Source organism: Arthrobacter rhizosphaerae, from assembly GCF_023062595.1.
Lineage (GTDB): Bacteria > Actinomycetota > Actinomycetes > Actinomycetales > Micrococcaceae > Arthrobacter > Arthrobacter rhizosphaerae.
In genome coordinates, this window is the sequence record NZ_JALLAN010000013.1 from 50,196 (window position 1) to 68,832 (window position 18,637).

General features: G+C 61.5%; 13 protein-coding genes. 2 read left to right on the forward strand and 11 right to left on the reverse strand.

The annotated features are described in order from the left end of the window. Positions 1 to 58: 58 nt before the first annotated feature. The 3 genes from MU551_RS16640 to MU551_RS16650 all read right to left on the reverse strand — a co-directional run bounded on the left by MU551_RS16640 (position 59) and on the right by MU551_RS16650 (position 3,596). Complete coding sequence (locus MU551_RS16640) at positions 59 to 547, reverse strand: PTS sugar transporter subunit IIA (protein WP_247046418.1); 489 nt, start codon at positions 545 to 547, stop codon at positions 59 to 61. Between the two features lie 45 nt (positions 548 to 592). Next, positions 593 to 2,344: a glycerol-3-phosphate dehydrogenase/oxidase gene (locus tag MU551_RS16645; RefSeq protein WP_247046419.1), complete on the reverse strand. Its 1,752-nt coding sequence runs from the start codon at positions 2,342 to 2,344 to the stop codon at positions 593 to 595. 115 nt (positions 2,345 to 2,459) lie between these two features. Next, positions 2,460 to 3,596, reverse strand: coding sequence for a GuaB3 family IMP dehydrogenase-related protein (locus MU551_RS16650; protein WP_247046420.1), 1,137 nt, complete (start codon positions 3,594 to 3,596; stop codon positions 2,460 to 2,462). 223 nt (positions 3,597 to 3,819) lie between these two features. Between MU551_RS16650 and MU551_RS16655 the strand changes: the two genes are divergently transcribed. Then, positions 3,820 to 5,736 (forward strand): S8 family peptidase, encoded by a 1,917-nt coding sequence (locus MU551_RS16655; RefSeq protein WP_247046421.1) that lies wholly within the window; start codon positions 3,820 to 3,822, stop codon positions 5,734 to 5,736. A gap of 110 nt (positions 5,737 to 5,846) precedes the next feature. Here the strand turns inward: MU551_RS16655 and MU551_RS16660 are convergent, their stop codons facing one another. From MU551_RS16660 to MU551_RS16690, 7 genes are all read right to left on the reverse strand, one after another. Then, positions 5,847 to 7,694 (reverse strand): ABC transporter ATP-binding protein, encoded by a 1,848-nt coding sequence (locus tag MU551_RS16660; RefSeq protein WP_247046422.1) that lies wholly within the window; start codon positions 7,692 to 7,694, stop codon positions 5,847 to 5,849. 94 nt (positions 7,695 to 7,788) lie between these two features. Then, complete coding sequence (guaB, locus tag MU551_RS16665) at positions 7,789 to 9,300, reverse strand: IMP dehydrogenase (protein WP_247046423.1); 1,512 nt, start codon at positions 9,298 to 9,300, stop codon at positions 7,789 to 7,791. Positions 9,301 to 9,504: 204 nt separating this feature from the next. Continuing rightward, positions 9,505 to 11,547, reverse strand: coding sequence for an acyltransferase family protein (locus MU551_RS16670; RefSeq protein WP_247046540.1), 2,043 nt, complete (start codon positions 11,545 to 11,547; stop codon positions 9,505 to 9,507). A gap of 5 nt (positions 11,548 to 11,552) precedes the next feature. After that, positions 11,553 to 13,610 (reverse strand): acyltransferase family protein, encoded by a 2,058-nt coding sequence (locus MU551_RS16675; protein WP_247046541.1) that lies wholly within the window; start codon positions 13,608 to 13,610, stop codon positions 11,553 to 11,555. A gap of 227 nt (positions 13,611 to 13,837) precedes the next feature. Beyond that, positions 13,838 to 15,448: a chaperonin GroEL gene (gene groL / locus MU551_RS16680; protein WP_247046425.1), complete on the reverse strand. Its 1,611-nt coding sequence runs from the start codon at positions 15,446 to 15,448 to the stop codon at positions 13,838 to 13,840. Positions 15,449 to 15,529: 81 nt separating this feature from the next. Next, positions 15,530 to 15,826, reverse strand: a complete 297-nt coding sequence (groES, locus tag MU551_RS16685; protein ID WP_050054380.1) for a co-chaperone GroES — start codon at positions 15,824 to 15,826, stop codon at positions 15,530 to 15,532. Positions 15,827 to 16,052: 226 nt separating this feature from the next. Beyond that, positions 16,053 to 16,436, reverse strand: coding sequence for a hypothetical protein (locus tag MU551_RS16690; protein ID WP_247046426.1), 384 nt, complete (start codon positions 16,434 to 16,436; stop codon positions 16,053 to 16,055). 56 nt (positions 16,437 to 16,492) lie between these two features. On the opposite strand from MU551_RS16690, the gene MU551_RS16695 reads away from it, so the two are divergent. Continuing rightward, complete coding sequence (locus tag MU551_RS16695; protein WP_247046428.1) at positions 16,493 to 17,731, forward strand: class I SAM-dependent methyltransferase; 1,239 nt, start codon at positions 16,493 to 16,495, stop codon at positions 17,729 to 17,731. Between the two features lie 19 nt (positions 17,732 to 17,750). Here the strand turns inward: MU551_RS16695 and MU551_RS16700 are convergent, their stop codons facing one another. Next, positions 17,751 to 18,620, reverse strand: coding sequence for a shikimate 5-dehydrogenase (locus tag MU551_RS16700; RefSeq protein WP_308198321.1), 870 nt, complete (start codon positions 18,618 to 18,620; stop codon positions 17,751 to 17,753). Positions 18,621 to 18,637 lie beyond the last annotated feature (17 nt).

Below are 18,637 nucleotides of genomic sequence, written 5' to 3' on the forward strand. Positions count from 1 at the left end.
GTCACCGCGTAGAACAACGAAACGCGCTGGGATCCGGAAAATCCGCTGAAACGCCGCCTTAGTGGTCGAAGAACACGAGACTGGAGTTGATGAGTTCAGCGATGACCTCGGCATCGTACGCCCGGCGGAGGGATTCCCGGAACGATTCCTTGGAGAGTGACCTGGCAAGCGTGGCCAGGACTTCCAGATGGTCAGAAAAGGAACTTGCCGGCGTGGCAATCAGCAGGATGACGGTTGCGGGGCCGTCGGAAGCGCCGAAATCCAAAGACCTGCCGTATTTGGTGATACCTACAGCTATGGACGTCCGGTCCACAAACTCGCTGCGCGCGTGCGGCAGGCCCACCCCTCCGGGGAGCCCAGTAGCGAGCTGGTGTTCACGGGCGTTGACGTGGCGGAGGAAACCCTCAAGGTCCGAGATACGCCCGGCAGCGTGGAGCCGTTTTGCCAGCTGCACGGCGGCATCGGTCTTGTCCTTGGCATCCAGCTCCAGAATCACCATGTCCGGCGTGGTGAGTTCTGCATCGTAGCGGTCAAGTGGTTCCGCCAAGTGGTGTCCCTTCGGTGCGGCATGGAGGTGCAGGCGGCAGCCCGCTCAGCGCAGCGGAACGATGTCCTCGACTCCCAAACGTGCGGCGTCGGCAGATACATCATCCGGTTGCTCCTGGCTCAGCCGTTCAGCTTCCACCCGGGCAAGGTAATACTTGATTTCGCTTTCGCGTTGCGCATCGCTCCAGCCAAGAATCTCCCCCATAAGTTTAGCCACTACCGGAACGGCAGAAACACCGCGGTCCCAGGCTTCGATCGAGATCCGTGTCCGGCGCGTCAGAACGTCGTTCACATGGCGGGCGCCTTCGTGCGTGGCTGCGTAGACTGCCTCGGCCTGGAGGTAGTCATCAGCACCCGGGATTGGCTCGGCGAGCGCTGGGTTGTCCTTGATCAGTGCCAGGACTTCCGGCGCCATTGAGCCATAGCGGTTGAGGAGATGCTCAATCCTCGCTACGTGGACTCCTGATTCCTCTGCCGTTCTGCTACGCCGGTTCCAGGCTGCCTTGAAGCCACTGGCCCCCAACAGAGGAATTGTGTCAGTGCAGCTTGGCGGAACCCGCTCGTCCATGCTGCGAGTGGCTTCGTCCACGGCATCCTTGGCCATGACGCGGTAGGTGGTCCATTTTCCGCCTGCAACCACAACCAGGCCGGGTACGGGATGCGCCACCACATGCTCACGCGACAGTTTCGCCGTGGAGTCGTTTTCGCCAGCCAGCAGGGGGCGCAGGCCCGCGTAGACTCCTTCAACGTCCTCCCGGGTCAGCGGGCGCTTAAGGACCTTGTTGACACGCTCCAGGATGTAGTCGATGTCTTTCCTTGACGCCGCCGGATGCGCCTTGTCCAGGTTCCAGTCAGTGTCCGTGGTCCCGATGATCCAGTGCCTGCCCCACGGAATGACGAACAGCACCGATTTCTCGGTGCGGAGGATGAGCCCGACCGTCGACTGGAACCGGTCACGCGGCACCACCAGGTGAATGCCCTTGGAGGCGCGGACCTTGAGTTGCCCACGGTCTGTGACCATGGCCTGGGTCTCGTCCGTCCACACGCCGGTGGCGTTAATAACCTGCTTCGCCCGGATGTTGAAGGTGGAGTCGTCCTCGTGGTTTACGACCTTTGCGCCCACCACCCGTTCGCCTTCCCGCAGGAAGTCCACCACTGAGGTCTGGTTGACTGCATGGGCACCGTAGTACGCCGCGGTCCGGACCAGGTTGGCGACATACTTTGCGTCGTCCACCTGGCCGTCGTAGTACCGGATCGAACCGACAAAGGCGTCGTCTTTGAGGCTTGGAGCTGCCCGAAGGGTGCCCCGCCGTGTCAGGTGCTTGTGGAAAGGAACGCCCCGCTGGTGCCCGCTGGATACAGACATGAGGTCATACAGGGCGATTCCGGCCCCCACATAGGGCCGTTCAAAAAATGGCTTGGTGAGCGGGTAGAGGAAAGGCACGGGCCGGGCGAGGTGCGGAGCCAGCTCTGAAAGCAGGAGTCCCCTTTCCTGCAAGGCCTCCTTGACCAGGCCGAAATCCAGCATTTCCAGATAGCGAAGCCCGCCGTGGATGAGCTTTGAGGACCGTGATGACGTACCGGCTGCCCAGTCGTTAGCCTCAACAATCCCCACATTCAGGCCCCGGGTCACAGCATCCAAGGCGGCCCCGGTCCCTACAATTCCGCCACCTACGATGAGGATGTCCAGTTCCTTGCCGGGCTCCGTCGTGGCCCTCAGGGCGGCCAGGGAAGCCTCCCGGGCCCCGGGGCCCAACGCCCCGGCTGCCTGCGGCGAACTGCTGGAAAGACTGCTCATTTCTCGTCTCCATCCACTTCAAGGCTCGTAGTTCACCAGACTACTTGCATGTTTCGTGGATGGGCAGGGTTGCTGCTGAAGAGGACCAGGACGCCCGGGGCGCTTGTTCGGGAGGTCAGTTTCCGGCGTAGGGCGAGACGACGACGTCGACCCGCTGGAATTCCTTCAAGTCCGAGTAACCGGTGGTGGCCATGGAACGGCGGAGCGCCCCAATCAGGTTGGACGTTCCGTTGGTGTGGTGCCCCGGCCCGAAGAGAACTTCCTCAAGCGGACCCACTGTGCCTACGTTGGCGCGGTCGCCGCGCGGCAGTTCAAGATGGTGGGCTTCCTGGCCCCAGTGCCAGCCCTTGCCCGGGGCTTCCTCTGCACGGGCCAACGCGCTGCCCAGCATGACGGCGTCGGCGCCCATGGCGATTGCCTTGATGATGGCGCCGGAGCTGCCCATCCCGCCGTCGGCGATCACGTGGACGTACCGCCCGCCGGATTCGTCCATGTAGTCCCGGCGGGCAGCAGCGACGTCGGAAATGGCGGAAGCCATGGGCGAGTGAATCCCCAGCGCCCGCCGTGTGGTGCTGGTGGCTCCGCCGCCAAAACCAACGAGCACACCGGCTGCTCCGGTGCGCATGAGGTGCAGGGCCGGCGTGTAGCCAGCCGCGCCGCCCACAATGACCGGAACGTCCAGCTCGTAAATAAACTGCTTGAGGTTAAGGGGCTCGTGGTCCTTCGAGACGTGTTCGGCGGAGACGGTGGTTCCGCGGATCACAAAGATGTCGACGCCGGCAGCCAGCACTGTCTTGTAGTGTTCCTGCGTCCGCTGCGGCGTCAGCGAGCCAGCGACCGTTACTCCCGCTGCCCGGATTTCCGCCAGGCGCGAGGTGATCAGATCCGGCTGGATGGGCGCGCGGTAAAGCTCCTGCATCCGTCCGGTCACCGCCGGGCTGTTGGTCCTGTCTTCCAGGGCGCCGATCTCGTCCAGGACGGACTGCGGATCCTCATACCGGGTCCAGAGACCCTCAAGATCCAGCACGCCGAGTCCGCCGAGCCGACCCAACGCAATGGCCGTCGCCGGGGACATCGCCGAGTCCATGGGAGCTGCGATAACCGGCATGTCGAATTTGTACGCGTCGATCTGCCACGAGACTGACACATCCTTCGGATCCCGGGTACGCCGGTTGGGGACGATCGCTATGTCATCCAGGGAGTAGGCACGGCGCCCACGCTTGCCTCGGCCGATCTCAATCTCGTAAGTCACGTCACCACTTTACTTGACCGCAATGGTAGTCCCGCGAGGCGTGACTTTGGGTAAAGATAAGTGATAGTTATATTTCAATTGACCGATCTTGTCAATGCATTTACACCGTACGAAATTGTGTTTACATTTGCTCTCGGCTGCCAAGCATCATCCCGCTTGCACCATCATCACTCCACCCAGATTCGGGACGAAGTGCTGTGCCCGATCCGAGAAAGCAGATCCCATGGAAAGTGCAAAATGCAGAAGACCCCGTGTCCTGGCCCTGTCGTTAGCGGCAGTCGTCGCCATGATGGCGGTGGCAGGAGCCCCGGCAACCGGTGATCCCGGCAACGGAGGCGGCGGTACAGGAGATTCGAACGGAGACGCGTTCGTGCAGAATGTCGCCCCCGGAGAGGCGTATGCGGAGTTCATCGTCGAATACAAGGACGGACCTTCCTCGGCAACGCCCGGGGCTCGCGCTAATGCCTGGGGCAAGGCTGCGCAGCAGCAGGGAGTCTCGGTCCATGAAGTACGTTCTCTCGCTACAGGGGCAACCCTGATCGCAGCAGACAAGGCGCTTTCCGGCCAGGCAGCCAAGGACTTCATGACAGAACTGGCGGCATCCGGCGCCGTTGCCTACGTGGAACCAAATTCCCGGATGACTGCGACGCTTACTCCGGATGACCCCCGCTACAGCGAGCAGTGGGACTTCACATCCACGAATGGCATGCGGATCCCGGGTGCATGGGACATCTCCACCGGCACGGGGGTGAACGTCGCGGTCATCGATACCGGCATCACCTCCCATACAGATTTGAATGCCAACATCCTGCCCGGCTATGACTTCGTGTCAGATGCCACGGCCGCGAGGGATGGCAACGGCCGGGATGCCAATCCCCAGGACCAGGGCGACTGGTACGCAGCCGGGGAATGCGGCCAGGCGCGGGCGGCCAATTCCTCCTGGCATGGCACGCACGTTGCCGGCACTGTGGCAGCCGTTACGGGCAACGCTACCGGGGTGGCCGGCGTCGCCCCCGGAGCGAAGGTCGTTCCGGTCCGGGTGCTGGCCAAATGTGGAGGCTCCCTCTCCGACATCGCTGAAGCAATCATTTGGGCTGCTGGAGGAACCGTGACCGGCATACCCGCCAACGCCAATCCCGCGAAGGTGATCAATATGAGCCTGGGAGGCGCAGGCTCATGCGGAACCACCTATCAAAATGCCATCAACGCTGCGGTGAACCGCGGAACCGCCGTGGTGGTGGCAGCAGGCAATGAAACCCAGAACGCTGCTAACTCCAGGCCGGCAAACTGCAACAACGTCATCACGGTTGCCGCCAGCAACCCGAGCGGTTCGTTGTCCTATTTCTCCAACTACGGTTCCTCAGTGGATCTGACGGCGCCTGGCGGAGATGTAAGGGTGGCCGGTGGCGGCATCCTCTCAACCATTAATACCGGCACGACCACGCCCGGCGCTGCCGGATACGCAAGCTACCAGGGCACATCGATGGCTGCTCCACATATCGCAGGCCTGGCGGCCTTGATGAAGTCCAGGCAGGGCGCCCTTACTCCGGCGCAGGTGGAGTCCACGTTGAAGCAAGGCACACGGCCCATGCCCGGCGGGTGCACCCTGGGCTGCGGGACGGGACTCTCTGATGCCACCAAGACGATGGGGCTGGTCGGCGGGGCCGTCACGCCGGCTCCAGTAGGCAACCTGTTATTGAACCCCGGGTTTGAAACGGGAGCGGCGTCTTGGTCCTCCGACCACGCAGACACCTTCGAGACCGGCACCGGTGCGCGCACGGGCACCGGATTTGCCGGCCTGAACGGCTGGGGGCAGTCCAGCTCGTACAGCCTTGACCAGTCCCTCGCCATTCCTGCAGCAGCATCCACTGTCTCGCTGTCGTTCCACCTCAACATACAGACTGACGAGAGCGCCGGGAGTATCGCCTACGACACTCTCAAGGTCCAGGTTGTCAGCGACGGGGTAACCTCCACGCTGGCAAATTACTCCAACCTCAACAAGTCAGCAGGATATGTTGAGAAGCAGCTTGATGTCTCGGCTTTCAAGGGCAAGAACGTAACCCTCCGATTCCTGGGAGTAGAGGATTCGTCCTTGAAAACCACCTTCTTCCTGGATGACATGGCAATGATCGCCGTATAGCGACCCGGCGGCAACGTGGAACCGTCGGGGCGGGGAAATCAGCCCCGACGGCTCCATGTGGCAACCGTGCCCATGGCAGGATCCTTACGGCAACGCGAGTACGGCGCCCTCTAAACGTCCAGGCTGAGCTGGGATTCGAACATGCGGAAGTAGCGGCCCTGCAGCGCCACCAGTTCCTTGTGCGTGCCATGCTCCACGATGCGGCCATCTTCCAGCATGTACACAACGTCAGCCTTTTCTATAGTGGCCAGTCGGTGGCTGATCGCGATGATGGTGCTGCTGCGCTCTGCGAACAGGCGGGAGAAGATCCGGTGCTCGGCCAAGGCATCAATGGCCGATGTGGGCTCATCCATCACCATGAACGAAGCGTCGCGGTAGAAGTTCCGGGCCATCGCCAGCCGCTGCCATTGCCCGCCGGACAGCCCGCTCCCCTTCCGGCCGCGAGGATCCTCCATCCAGTTACTGACGTGATTGTCCAGGCCGTTGGGAAGCTTGTTGATGAAGTCCAGGGCCTCAGCATCCGCTGCCGCCTTGCGGATCCGCTTGTCGTCCCGGGGCGAATGGACGTCCCCGAAGTAGATGTTCTCTGCCGCCGTCGCAAATTCGTACTTCAGGAACTCCTGGCTCAATACGGCCAGGTGGCGGTGCCATGATGTGACGTCGACGGCGGCGAGGTCAACGCCGTCGAGCATTACCTGCCCGGAATCCGGACGGTAGAGTCCGGCAAGGATGCGGATCAGAGTGGACTTTCCCGCCCCGTTCTCGCCGACAATGGCGATGTGCTGACCCTCCTGAATGGTCATGGAGATGCCGCGGATGACTTCTATTTCGCTGCCGGTATAGGTGAAGCGGATGTCGCGAAGCTCCACTTGTTGGGGTGCCTGGAGCAGCGGCGGGGCATGTTCGGAGTGGACCGGGAGCGCCATAAATTGCTCGTAGTCCTTGAGGTTGGCCAGATCCTCATCGATTGAACTCAGCGATGAGACGAGATTGTTGGCCGTGGACAAAGCCCGGCTGACAATCTGCTGGACGTAAAGGAACTGCCCTACCGGCTGGGCCCGGGCGATGATCTGGCCCACCACCCAGATAAGCGAAACCACTTCCGCACCGTACTGGAGGGCGTCCGCCGCAAGCTGCCTGGGAATGTACCTTTTTTGGAAGTCCAGGCGGCGGCGTTCGTCCGCATCCCTCAGCCTGGAACGGAGATCCATCAGGTAGCGAACAATCCCGTAAAGCCGCATTTCGGCTATGTGCTGGGGCCGGAGCAGGTTGTTTTCAATCATCCGGCGTTGCCGGCGGGAATCAACCTGCGTGTTCCAGTGAGCAATCTGCTCCCGGGAGAGTTTGAACTGCAGGTACACGCTGGGAACGATCGCCACCAGCACGATAACCGCTATCCACCAGCTGACGAGGAGCAGTGCTCCGATGGCCAGGATGACTGAAACCAGTTGAGTGAAGATCGCCGCGATCCGATCCAGGACGCGGGCGTAGGAGTCAGAAAACCGTTTGGCACGGTCATAGAGATCAACTGTCTCTTTGTCGTCGTACCGCCAGAATTCCAGAGCCAGGAAACGCTCATACATCAGGTCCCCCACGATGGCGCCGACCCGGAAACTCATAAGCTGCTGGATGTAGCGGTCCACACTGCTGAACGCGCCCCAAAACAAACCCAGGGCCGCCGTGATGATGACATAAACAATTGCCTGCTGCCCCGCCGCCGGGTCACCGGCATAGGCGGCTGCCAAAGCTGTTGTGGTGAGCGCGGCGAAGTACGTTGTCACCAAGGGAAGCAGCGCCGAAATCAGCGAACCAGCCACCTTCATGACGACAGCGACAGGCGACGCCTGAAAACTGACCCGGAGAACCTGTGCCACTGCCTGGGCATACGGGCGCACCGCAAGTCTCCGGTGGGGTTCCTTTTTGGGACCCAGATCGGCAGGGTGGCGGGGTTCGGACATGTCCACAGCCTAGTCCCGACACGCCCACGGCGTCGGGGTTCCCTGGCCGCACCGAAGCAAGGTCAGAGAAGCGCCGGCGATCCGCGGTAGCGGCTTAGCGGGAACCGTAGTTTGGTGCCTCTACCGTCATCTGGATGTCATGGGGGTGGGATTCTTTGAGTCCGGCGGGCGTGATGCGTACGAACTTTCCACGAGCCTTGAGCTCGGCAATGGTCGGGGCTCCCGTGTAGAACATGGTCTGACGCAGGCCGCCGACCAGCTGGTATGCGACCGAGGCCAGCGGACCACGGTAGGCCACGCGTCCTTCGATCCCTTCCGGAATCAGCTTGTCGTCGCCCGAAACATCTGCCTGGAAGTAACGGTCCTTGGAGTACGAGGTGTTCTTGCCGCGGGACTGCATGGCGCCCAGCGATCCCATGCCTCGGTAGCTCTTGAACTGCTTCCCGTTGACGAAGATCAGCTCACCCGGGGACTCGTCACAGCCTGCCAGCAAGGAACCAAGCATGACGGTGTCCGCCCCGGCGACCAGTGCCTTGCCGATATCGCCCGAGTACTGGAGTCCGCCGTCGGCAATCAAGGGAACGCCTGCCGGGATGGCAGCCTTGGCAGATTCGTAGATGGCAGTGATCTGTGGAACTCCCACCCCTGCGACAACCCTGGTGGTGCAGATGGAGCCGGGCCCCACGCCTACCTTGATGCCGTCGGCGCCGGCGTCGATCAGTGCCTGCGCGCCTTCGCGCGTCGCGGCCTGGCCTCCGATGATGTCCACGTGGGCGGTGACAGGATCGGACTTCAAGCGGCGGATCATGTCCAGCACGCCCTGGGAGTGACCGTTGGCGGTGTCAACAAAAAGTGCGTCGACGCCTGCGTCAACGAGGGTCATGGCGCGTTCCCAGCCGTCACCGAAGAAGCCGATGGCTGCCCCGACGCGCAGGCGGCCTTCGTCATCCTTGGTGGCCAGCGGGTACTGCTCAGCCTTCGTGAAGTCCTTGGTTGTGATGAGGCCTTTGAGCCGGCCTTGCTCGTCAACAAGCGGGAGCTTCTCGATTTTGTTGGTCGCAAGCTTGTGGGAGGCCTCTTCGCGGCTGATTCCGACATGGCCGGTGACCAGCGGCATTTTTGTCATCACGTCGCTGACCAGGCGAAGCGGGAAATCCGACTCCGGGACAAAACGGGTGTCCCTGTTGGTGACAATGCCAAGCAACCGGCCGCCGTCGTCCACTACGGGAAGCCCTGAAACGCGGTACTGGGCACACAGCTCGTCCAGTTCCGAGAGCGTGGCCTCCGGGCCTATGGTGAGCGGGTTGGTGATCATTCCCGATTCGCTGCGCTTGACCCGGTCCACCTGGTCTGCCTGGTCTGCGATGGCCAGGTTCCGGTGAATGACGCCGAGGCCGCCTTGGCGGGCCATGGCAATGGCCATACGTGACTCAGTGACGGTGTCCATGGCTGCAGACAGCAGCGGGGTGTGAACCGAGATGCGCTTGGAGATCCGGGAGGAAGTATCGGCGTCCGAAGGGATGACGTCGGTGTGCCCGGGCAGGAGCAGGACGTCGTCGTAGGTCAGGCCGATGAAGCCGAAAGGATTGTGTTCGGGCTGGGTCATGAGTGCGCCTCTTACCTTGGTCACGGGGTCGGTCAGGGGTTGCAACCGATGACCAGCCCGTCATTACGGGACTGGCCTGTGCAGAGATTGCTGCAGGAGGTCCATGCAGAAGTGTTGAATAAATACTAGAACCTCCACGGCGATCCCCATATTCCGTGAGCCCAATGTGAGCAACGGCACCGCCCGGATCCGGGAGCCTTCGGCCTATTTCCAGCCGGTTGCCGCGAGGAGCCGTTGCTCAAACATGGGGATCATGCTTTGGACGTAGGTTTTGGTGAGGTGGTTGTCATCCTTATAGACATATACATTTCCCACGACGGCAGGGCAGATTCCACCAGCACAGATGAAGTCGCTCATGTCCATCAGGTAGAGCCGGTCCACCGTTCCTTTGTAGTCGTCCAGAGGGGACGAGGCCGCCAGGGACTCGGCCAGGGGCGGATTGCACTCCGGCGCCGATGCACCCTTCTTCTGGACGCATTCGGGCATGTTGATGGTGAACCTTGGATTGTCCCGGATTCCCACTACATCGATGCCGGCGTCCGTGAATGGCCTGATTCCGTCCACGTAGCCGGGGACTTCGGTTTCGAAGGGCGCCTCCTTGTGCGTCAGGGACGCTACCGTGAAGACTGCATCCGGCCGGTGCTGCATCACGTACTCGGAGCTGGCTTTGTTGAAGGCGTTGCACTCCGCCACACGGTCCGGTGTCTCCGCACCGAACCTGCAGTTCCCCAACAGCAGCGTGACCACTTCCCACCCGTGCTGCTTGGCTATCGGGCCAAGCGCGGCCATGTACTGCTGAGCATGGGAATCCCCAAGAACGACGATGCGCTTCGTGACAACGTCCGGTTTCGAAAGCTCACTGCAAGAGGAAAGCAGTGGATTGTCCGGAACATTGGCCCCGGTGCACGGCCCCTCCAGATTTGCCCATTCATTCTTCATGGCCACAGGCGCAGGAATGACGGTGGCCTCCGGAGTCGGCTTTCCGGCATTCCCCGGCACCAGGGCCATGGCACCGGGCGTCAGGTCCCTGGGCTGAGCGGCGGCGGCAGCTTCTTCCGCCGTGAGCTGGGTTTGCCAGAGGGCCACCGGCCCGGCGAGAAGGGCTCCGCAGGCTATTACGACGACGGCGGTCCGCCAGGTTTTGCGTTCGGGCCAGTGCCACCGGCGCAACGGTGCCTCAACGAAGCGGGTGGTGAGCACTGCAAGGACCAGCGATGCCGCAAGGATGCCGAGGCCCTGGGCAAGACCCGGTGTTGAGATGCCCGTTTGGGCGAGGAAGAAAACCAGCACCGGCCAGTGCCAAAGATAAAGCGCGTAAGAATTGTTGCCCAGCGCGACCAACGGCTTCCAGCTGAGCAGCCGGTCAACCCCTAGCCGGCTGCCGCTCTGGCCCGCAACAATGATGGCAGCGGCGGAGAGGGTAGGCCACAAGGCTGCAAAGCCAGGAAAGGATCTCTCAACTGTCAGCAGCAGGCCACAGGAAACCATTGCGATCAGTCCGGCCCAGCCGAGGACGGTCCTCAGGAGCTTTCCGGGTTTTATGAACGGGACGGCCAAGGCAAGAAGCGAGCCCAGCGCGAACTCCCACAGGCGGGTCCGGGTGTCGAAGTAGGCGTAGGCCTGGTTGGTGGCGGTCTGCTGGACGGAGTAGGCGAGCGAGACGGCGAAAACCGCTCCGAACGCCACGCCCAGCAGCAGGCGGTAGGAGATCCCTGTACGACGAAGAATGGTGCGGTGCAGGATTGCCGCCGCGGCAAATACCAGTGGCCACAGGACAAAAACCTGGCCTTGGATGGATAGGGACCAGAAATGCTGAAGCGGACTCGCGGCGGCGTGGTCCTGGGCGTAGTAGTCAATGGCGGTGTCGGCCAGCAGCCAGTTCTGCCGGTACAGCAGCGACGCCCATGCCTGGTCCAGGACGTCGGGCCAGCGCCCGGGCGGAAGAATTGCCCAGGTCCCGATCAATACGCCGAGAATGACCACGACGGCGGCCGGCAACAACCGTTTGAAAAGATGCAGCCAGTAACTCACCAGCCGAAAGGGCTTCCGGGCCTCCGCTTTCCGGACAAAGGACAGCGTGAGCAGGAACGCGGAAATGAGAAGGAAAACATCGACGCCTCCTGAGACCCGGCCAAGCCACACGTGATAAGTGACCACCATCAGCACGGCGAGTGCCCGGAGTCCCTGGACCTCGGGAAGAAAGTGCTCCTTGGACTGAATCCGCTTAGCGGCGGCCGTTTTTTCCATCCCGGTCAAGACTGTTTCCATCCGGTGAACGCCAGGAAATCCTTCTCGATTATCGGCGTGAGCGTGCTGGCAAAGGTTCCTGTCAAATGATTCGAGTCCTTGTATACGATGACGTTTCCGATGACGGCCGGGCAAACATTTTGCGAGCAAAAGTAAGTCGAATAATCCGCGAAATGCACTGCGGGCAGCTGGTCCCTGACTGCAAGCGTGGGATCGACCGGATCGAATACGTCTGCCATGGGAACTGAGCAGTCGGCAGTGCTGTCAGGATGGGCCGCAATGCAGTCAGGGCCGGCGGTGGCACCCCGCCTGTCGAACCTTGGAGTATCCCTGATGGCAAAAACAGGCAAACCAGCTTCCGTGAGCTGAGCCGCGGTCGCTGCCCAGCCGGGATCGAAATATTCGGGAACAGTGTCGCTGTAGCCGGCCCGTGTGCTGGTGGTAACCACAGCGTCAGGCTTCATGGCAATAATCTTCTTCACCTCGTCCTGTATGAAATCAGCGCAGCCCGGCGGCAGAAGAGGATCGGCTCCCCCAGATAACGGGCAGAACCCTCCGGTGATAGTGACAACGCGCCAGTTGTGTTCTTTGGCCATCTCAATGAAAGGTGTGGCAAGAACGTATGCATGGGAACTCCCGAAGACCACAATGGTCCGTTCGGCATTGTCCCCTGGAGTTTCGCATTGAGTCCGATACGCATCTTCCGTGCTGCCGGGAAGGTCCTGGCAGGGTTCCAGGCCCTTTGGCCACTCGTCCGGCAAGGCAGTCAGCGATGGCACCAGTGGTGCATTCGGGGCTCCCGCAGACACGAACCCGGGGACCATGGCCAACGCGCCAGGATTGTCCTTCGGGCTGTGCGCAGCCAGTCCATTTGCCTCGGAGTCAATGCCGAATCGCCATCCAACTAAGGGAGTTGCGCAAACTGCGGCGCACAGCAGGATGGCCAAGGCCGAACGGCGTCTGTTTACTTCCGGCCACTTCCATTCCCTCCAGGGCTTTTCGAGAAAGCGTGTCGTAAGGAACGCCAGAATCAGGGACGCGGCGATGATAAAAGTCCCGGACAGCCATCCGGCATGCTCTTTGCCACTCCATGCCAGCCCGATGACAAGTACCGGCCAATGCCACAGATACAGCGCATAGGAGTTGTCCCCGAGCTTCACCAGCAATTTGGAACTGAGAATCCTGTCGACCCCGAGCGCGCTCCCGGTTTGGCCGGCGGCAATAACACAGGCCGCGGAAAGCGTGGGCCAGAGTGCAGCCTCGCCGGGAAAAGCGGTTTGGACGTTGAGGAGGATCCCGCACGCCAGCATGGCAAGGATGCCCACCCAGCCCAGTACGACGCGAACCGTTCGAGGCAGGCGCAGTCCCGGGAGGATAAGGGCAACGAGTGTCCCCAGCGCGAATTCCCACAAGCGGGCCCACGTGTCAAAGTAAGCCTCGGCCTGGTTGCTGGCCGTGAAATAGATGGAACACCCCAGCGAAATCACAAATATGGCGCCGAAAACATAAACAAGCAGGGGCCGATAATGCAGCCGGTATCTCCTGGCTGCCCAAGCTGTGACTACGAAAATCAGCGGCCAAAGAATAAAGACCTGTCCCTGAATGGACAGCGACCAGAAATGCTGAAGAGGGCTCGCCAAGCTATGGTCCGTTGCATAGTAATCCACAGCCTGGCTCTGGAGCAGCCAATTCTGGGTGTACGCCAAGGAGGCCCAACCCTGCTGAATGATGTCCAGCCACCGTGTACGGGGCAGGAACAGAAAAGTGGCCAGCATCGTCGCGACGATGACGGTCACGGCAGCAGGGAGAAGCCTGCGGAAAAGGTGGAGCCAGTGCTTCACGAGGCTCACCTGAACACGTTGCTCGAACCGCGCAACGAATTGCAGAGTCATTAGGAAGGCCGAGATCAGAAGGAAGACATCCACTCCGCCCGAAACCCGTCCGAACCATACGTGATAACTGACCACCATGAGCACTGCAAGGGACCGCAGACCCTGTATTTCCGGGCGGAAGGCAGATTTTCGACGCGTGTTCGGGACACCGCTATGACGGCGTGGCGGCATCGCGGTTCTCGCAACAGACAAAAGAAAAACCCTTCGGAGCGCCTAATCAAAACATCCATGTTACCGATTCGTGACCTTTAATACGAATCGGCGGCATGGGCCGGCTTGTCCCCGGGAGCTATTAGTTCACTCTTTTCTGGGAATTGACAGGACGTTTTATGAGGGAACAGCAAAAAGCTCCGGCCAGGATTTCCTGGCCGGAGCTTTTCGTGAAACTGCAGATTCAGCTAGTGCTTGTGGCCTGCGTGTTCTTCTTCTTCCGCAGGCTTCTCTACGACAAGTGTCTCAGTGGTGAGGACCAGTGCCGCGATGGACGCTGCATTGCGGAGTGCCGCACGAGTCACCTTGACGGGGTCGATGACGCCGGCAGCGATGAGGTCTTCGTACTGCCCGGACTTGGCGTTGAACCCGTGGTGAAGTTCGGCGTCTGCCACCTTGGCGACCACAACGTAGCCGTCGAAACCGGCGTTCTGGGCGATCCAGCGGAGGGGCTGGACGAGGGCACGGCGCACGATGCCAACAGCAGCTGCAGCATCGCCATCGAGTGCCTGGACGGCCGGGTCCTCATCCAACGCCTTCAGGGCGTGGATCAGGGCGGAACCGCCACCGGCAACAATGCCTTCTTCAAGAGCAGCACGGGTGGAGGAGACAGCATCCTCGATGCGGTGCTTCTTTTCCTTCAGCTCCACTTCCGTGGCCGCGCCGACCTTGATGACTCCGATGCCGCCGGCCAGTTTGGCGAGGCGCTCCTGGAGCTTTTCCTTGTCCCAGTCGGAGTCCGTGCGGGTGAGCTCGGCGCGCAGCTGGGCGACCCTTGCTGCGACATCCTCTGCCGTGCCGGCGCCGTCAACGATGGTGGTGTTGTCCTTGGTAACCGTGATTCGGCGGGCCGTACCCAGAACCTCGAGGCCAACAGTGTCCAGGCTCAGGCCAAGCTCCGGGGACACTACCTGGGCACCGGTAAGGGTGGCGATGTCCTGCAGCATGGCCTTGCGGCGGTCGCCGAAGCCCGGAGCCTTGACGGCAACCACGTTCAGGGTGCCGCGGATGCGGTTGACGATCAGGGTGGACAATGCCTCGCCGTCGACGTCTTCAGCGATGATGAAGAGCGGCTTGGAGCTCTGCAGTGCCTTCTCCAGCAGCGGCAGGAAGTCCTGTACCGAGGAGATCTTGCCCTGGTTGATCAGGATCAGGGCGTCTTCGAGGACGGCTTCCTGGCGTTCCGCGTCGGTGACGAAGTACGGGGACAGGTAGCCCTTGTCGAACTGCATGCCCTCGGTGAGGACCAGTTCGGTCTGGGTGGTGGAAGATTCTTCGATGGTGATCACACCATCCTTGCCAACCTTGCCGAATGCTTCAGCCAGGAGCTCGCCAACCTCGTCGCTCTGCGCCGAGATGGCTGCAACGTTGGCCACCTGGGTTCCTTCGACCGGCCGGGCGTTCTCGAGCAGACGGGCGGCGACGGCCTCAACAGAGACCTCGATGCCGCGCTTGATCTGGCCGGGGGCAGCGCCGGCAGCAACGTTGCGCAGGCCTTCCTTGACAAGGGCCTGTGCCAGGACGGTCGCGGTGGTGGTGCCGTCACCGGCGACGTCGTTGGTCTTGGTAGCGACTTCCTTGGCCAGCTGGGCACCAAGGTTTTCGTAGGGGTCATCCAATTCGACTTCGCGGGCGATAGTCACGCCGTCGTTGGTGATAGTGGGAGCTCCCCACTTCTTGTCCAAAACAACGTTGCGGCCGCGCGGGCCCAGCGTCACCTTGACGGTATTGGCGAGCTTGTCGATGCCGGCTTCGAGCGACCGGCGGGCAGCGTCGTTAAACGCAAGCTGCTTTGCCATGGTTGTGTCCTTTCAAAGACAGAAACCCCGCGCTGCTGACCGTCAGACAAGTCAGACGAGCCAGCTGCGCGGGGTCAAGAGTTACTTAACGACGATCGCCAGAACGTCGCGGGCGGACAGCACGAGGTACTCGGTGCCGCTGTGCTTGACTTCGGTTCCGCCGTACTTCGAGTAGATTACGACGTCGCCTTCAGCGACATCGAGCGGAACGCGGTTGCCGTTGTCGTCAAAGCGGCCGGGGCCTACTGCAACAACTTCGCCTTCCTGCGGCTTCTCCTGCGCGGAGTCCGGGATGACCAGGCCGGAAGCCGTGGTCTGCTCGGCTTCGAGCGGGCGGACAACAATACGATCCTCAAGAGGCTTAATAGAGACCGACACTCGGACCTCTCCTTTTCGTCAGCAAATTCATGGACAGTAAAACTGTGCCTTTGGCTGGCAAACCGTCGTCGCGGGTGCCGGCAGCAGCCGGGCTGGCAGTTCTTCATGTGTTAGCACCCTCCTGGGGAGAGTGCTAATGAAGACTCTATGTAACCGTTAGCACTCGGTCAAGGCGAGTGCCAGAATTTCGTCGCAGGTGAACGACTGGGGAAGCTTCAGCCGGTGGCTAGGAGTCCGCCAGATCGTCAAATCCAAGATTCTCACCGCTGTCTTCCCTGTTCTGCGGCGAGTTCCGGCTGCGGAACAAAACAATGGCTGCGGCTACTGCTGTTACGGCAGAAGCGATAAGGACAACAATGCCGCCAACCCGGACAGCTGAATAGAGCTCCCGGATGTCCCTGGCTTCGTCGCTGGGATCGTTGATGTTCTTGCCGCCCACCGAATACACGGTGGCGTTGAAGGAATCGAGTGCGAAGATGATGACCAGCAGTGCAAGGCTGATGACGACGACGGCTGCTGCCGCTATCAGGGCCGGCCGGGCATACTTGACGATGCCGTCGGCGGGAATCTGGTCATTTGCGTTTGCCTGCTGTTCTTCATACTCTTCCATGTCTTCAACCCTAGCGGGGACACCACCTGGTCATGGCCTCCACTAGGGTTGATTGCATGGCTGACGCAACACAGGACCTCATCGCCCCACTGCTGACCAGCGAGGGGTGGGAGTTGCTTGCTTCACTGGGTCCCTACCGTGAAGCGGAGGCTTTCCAGCAGAATGCGGCCCTTCGAAAAGCCGGGCACTCGCCGTCCCTCGTCTCAGCGGTCCTGACCCAGTCGCGCCTGCGGACCAAGGCGGAAGGCAAATTCGGTGAGTTTGCCCGTCAAATGATCTTCACCCCGGCCGGGCTGGAACAGTCCACCCGTCTCCCTGTTGCGGCACGCCACGCCGAACGGTACCTCAAGGCGGGCATCAGGCATGTGGCCGACCTCGGCTGCGGTCTGGGTGCGGACTCCATGGCCCTTGCATCCCTGGACATTCGCGTCACTGCGGTGGAGCAGGATGAAACGACCGCAGCCTGCGCCACCATGAACCTCATTCCGTTCCCCAATGCCACCGTGGTCCATGCCGACGCCACCACGCTTTCCCTTGAAGGCATCGACGGCGTCTGGCTGGATCCGGCGCGACGCACCACCTCCACTTCTGGAACCCGGCGGATCTGGGACCCGGAGGATTTCTCACCTCCGCTGTCTTTCGTAGAATCCTTGGCTAAATCAGGCCGCGCTGTTGGCGTGAAGATGGGTCCGGGTATACCGCATAACTCTGTTCCGGCCGGATGCGAAGCCCAATGGGTTTCGGTGGGAGGAGACGTCACGGAGGTGGCCCTCTGGTTCAATGCCGTCAGCCGCCCTGGAGTCCGACGTGCCGCGCTGCTGCTGGGAGCCCAGGGCGCTGCGGAGATTACCAGCGAGGAAGATTTCGACGGCGGCCCGGTAGCCCCTGTGGGGCCGGTCGAAGGCTACCTCTACGAACCTGACGGCGCCGTCATCCGCGCAGGCCTTGTAGCCGACGTCGCGCTTGAACTCGATGGCCACTTGGTGGACGAGCACATCGCTTACATCTGCGCTGCGGACATGAGGGATACACCCTTTGCCCGCGCCTACAGGATTCTCGAAGTCATGCCGTACAACGTCAAAGCCCTGAAGTCATGGGTGAAAGATAACGGCATCGGCGTGCTTGACATCAAAAAGCGGGGCACCTCCGTAACACCCGAGGAACTCCGCAAGCAGTTGCTCCCCGGTACCAAGTCCTCAGGGAAGAACGCCGCAAAGAAGTCGGCCACCCTGGTCCTCACCAGGATCGGCGAGGACCGGGTGGCCATCTCGGTGGAGCCTGTCCAGGTGCCTTAACCCGGCTCGACGGGCGGGCTTACTGGGCCCGCATGAACTCCTCCGCGGCACGAACCTGGGCATCTGTGGGCCTGATCCCGGTGTAAAGAACAAACTGCTCCAAGGCCTGGATGGTGGCTACCTCTGCCCCCGTGATAACGGTCTTGCCCGCCGCCCTGCCCGCTGCGATCAAAGGTGTCTCCGCCGGTAAGGCGACGACATCGAACACCACCTTTGCGGCATCGATCGCCGTCTGTGGGAACGACAGGCCGTTGGCCCCCGCTCCCCCAGCTGTGCTGCTTGCCATACCGCCAGCCATACCAACAGGGGTGACGTTAATAATCATGTCCGCCTCGCCGAGCTCAGCTGCTGTGCCATCGCCATCGCCGTCCCGCTGCGCCTGCCAGCTGAAGCCGTAGAGCTCTGCCAGCGAGCGCCCGGAGGCCTCGTTCCGGGCAACGATGGTGACGTCCCGGAAGCCGGCGTCACGGAGGGCAGCTGCAGTGGCTTTCGCCATGCCCCCTGACCCCTTGAGCAGCACAGAGTAGTGGGTGGGGATCTCGTTTCGCTTCAACAACTGTTCGATGGCTGTGTAATCGGTGTTGTACGCCGTGAGCCTGCCGGCATCGTTGACGATGGTGTTGACCGAGTCGATGGCCTTCGCGGAGGGGTCCATGACGTCGACCAGCTCAATGACCTCTTCCTTATAGGGCATGGAGATGGCGCAACCCCTGATGCCCAGCCCGCGAACACCGGCGATTGCCTGGCCCAGATCCGTAGGCGCAAACGCCTTGTAGATCCAGTTGAGGCCAAGCTGCTCGTACAGGTGGTTGTGGAAGCGCGTCCCGTTGTTGCTGGGCCGGGCAGAGAGCGAGATGCATAAGGTCATGTCTTTATTCAGAATTGGCACAGCACCATTAAACCCGC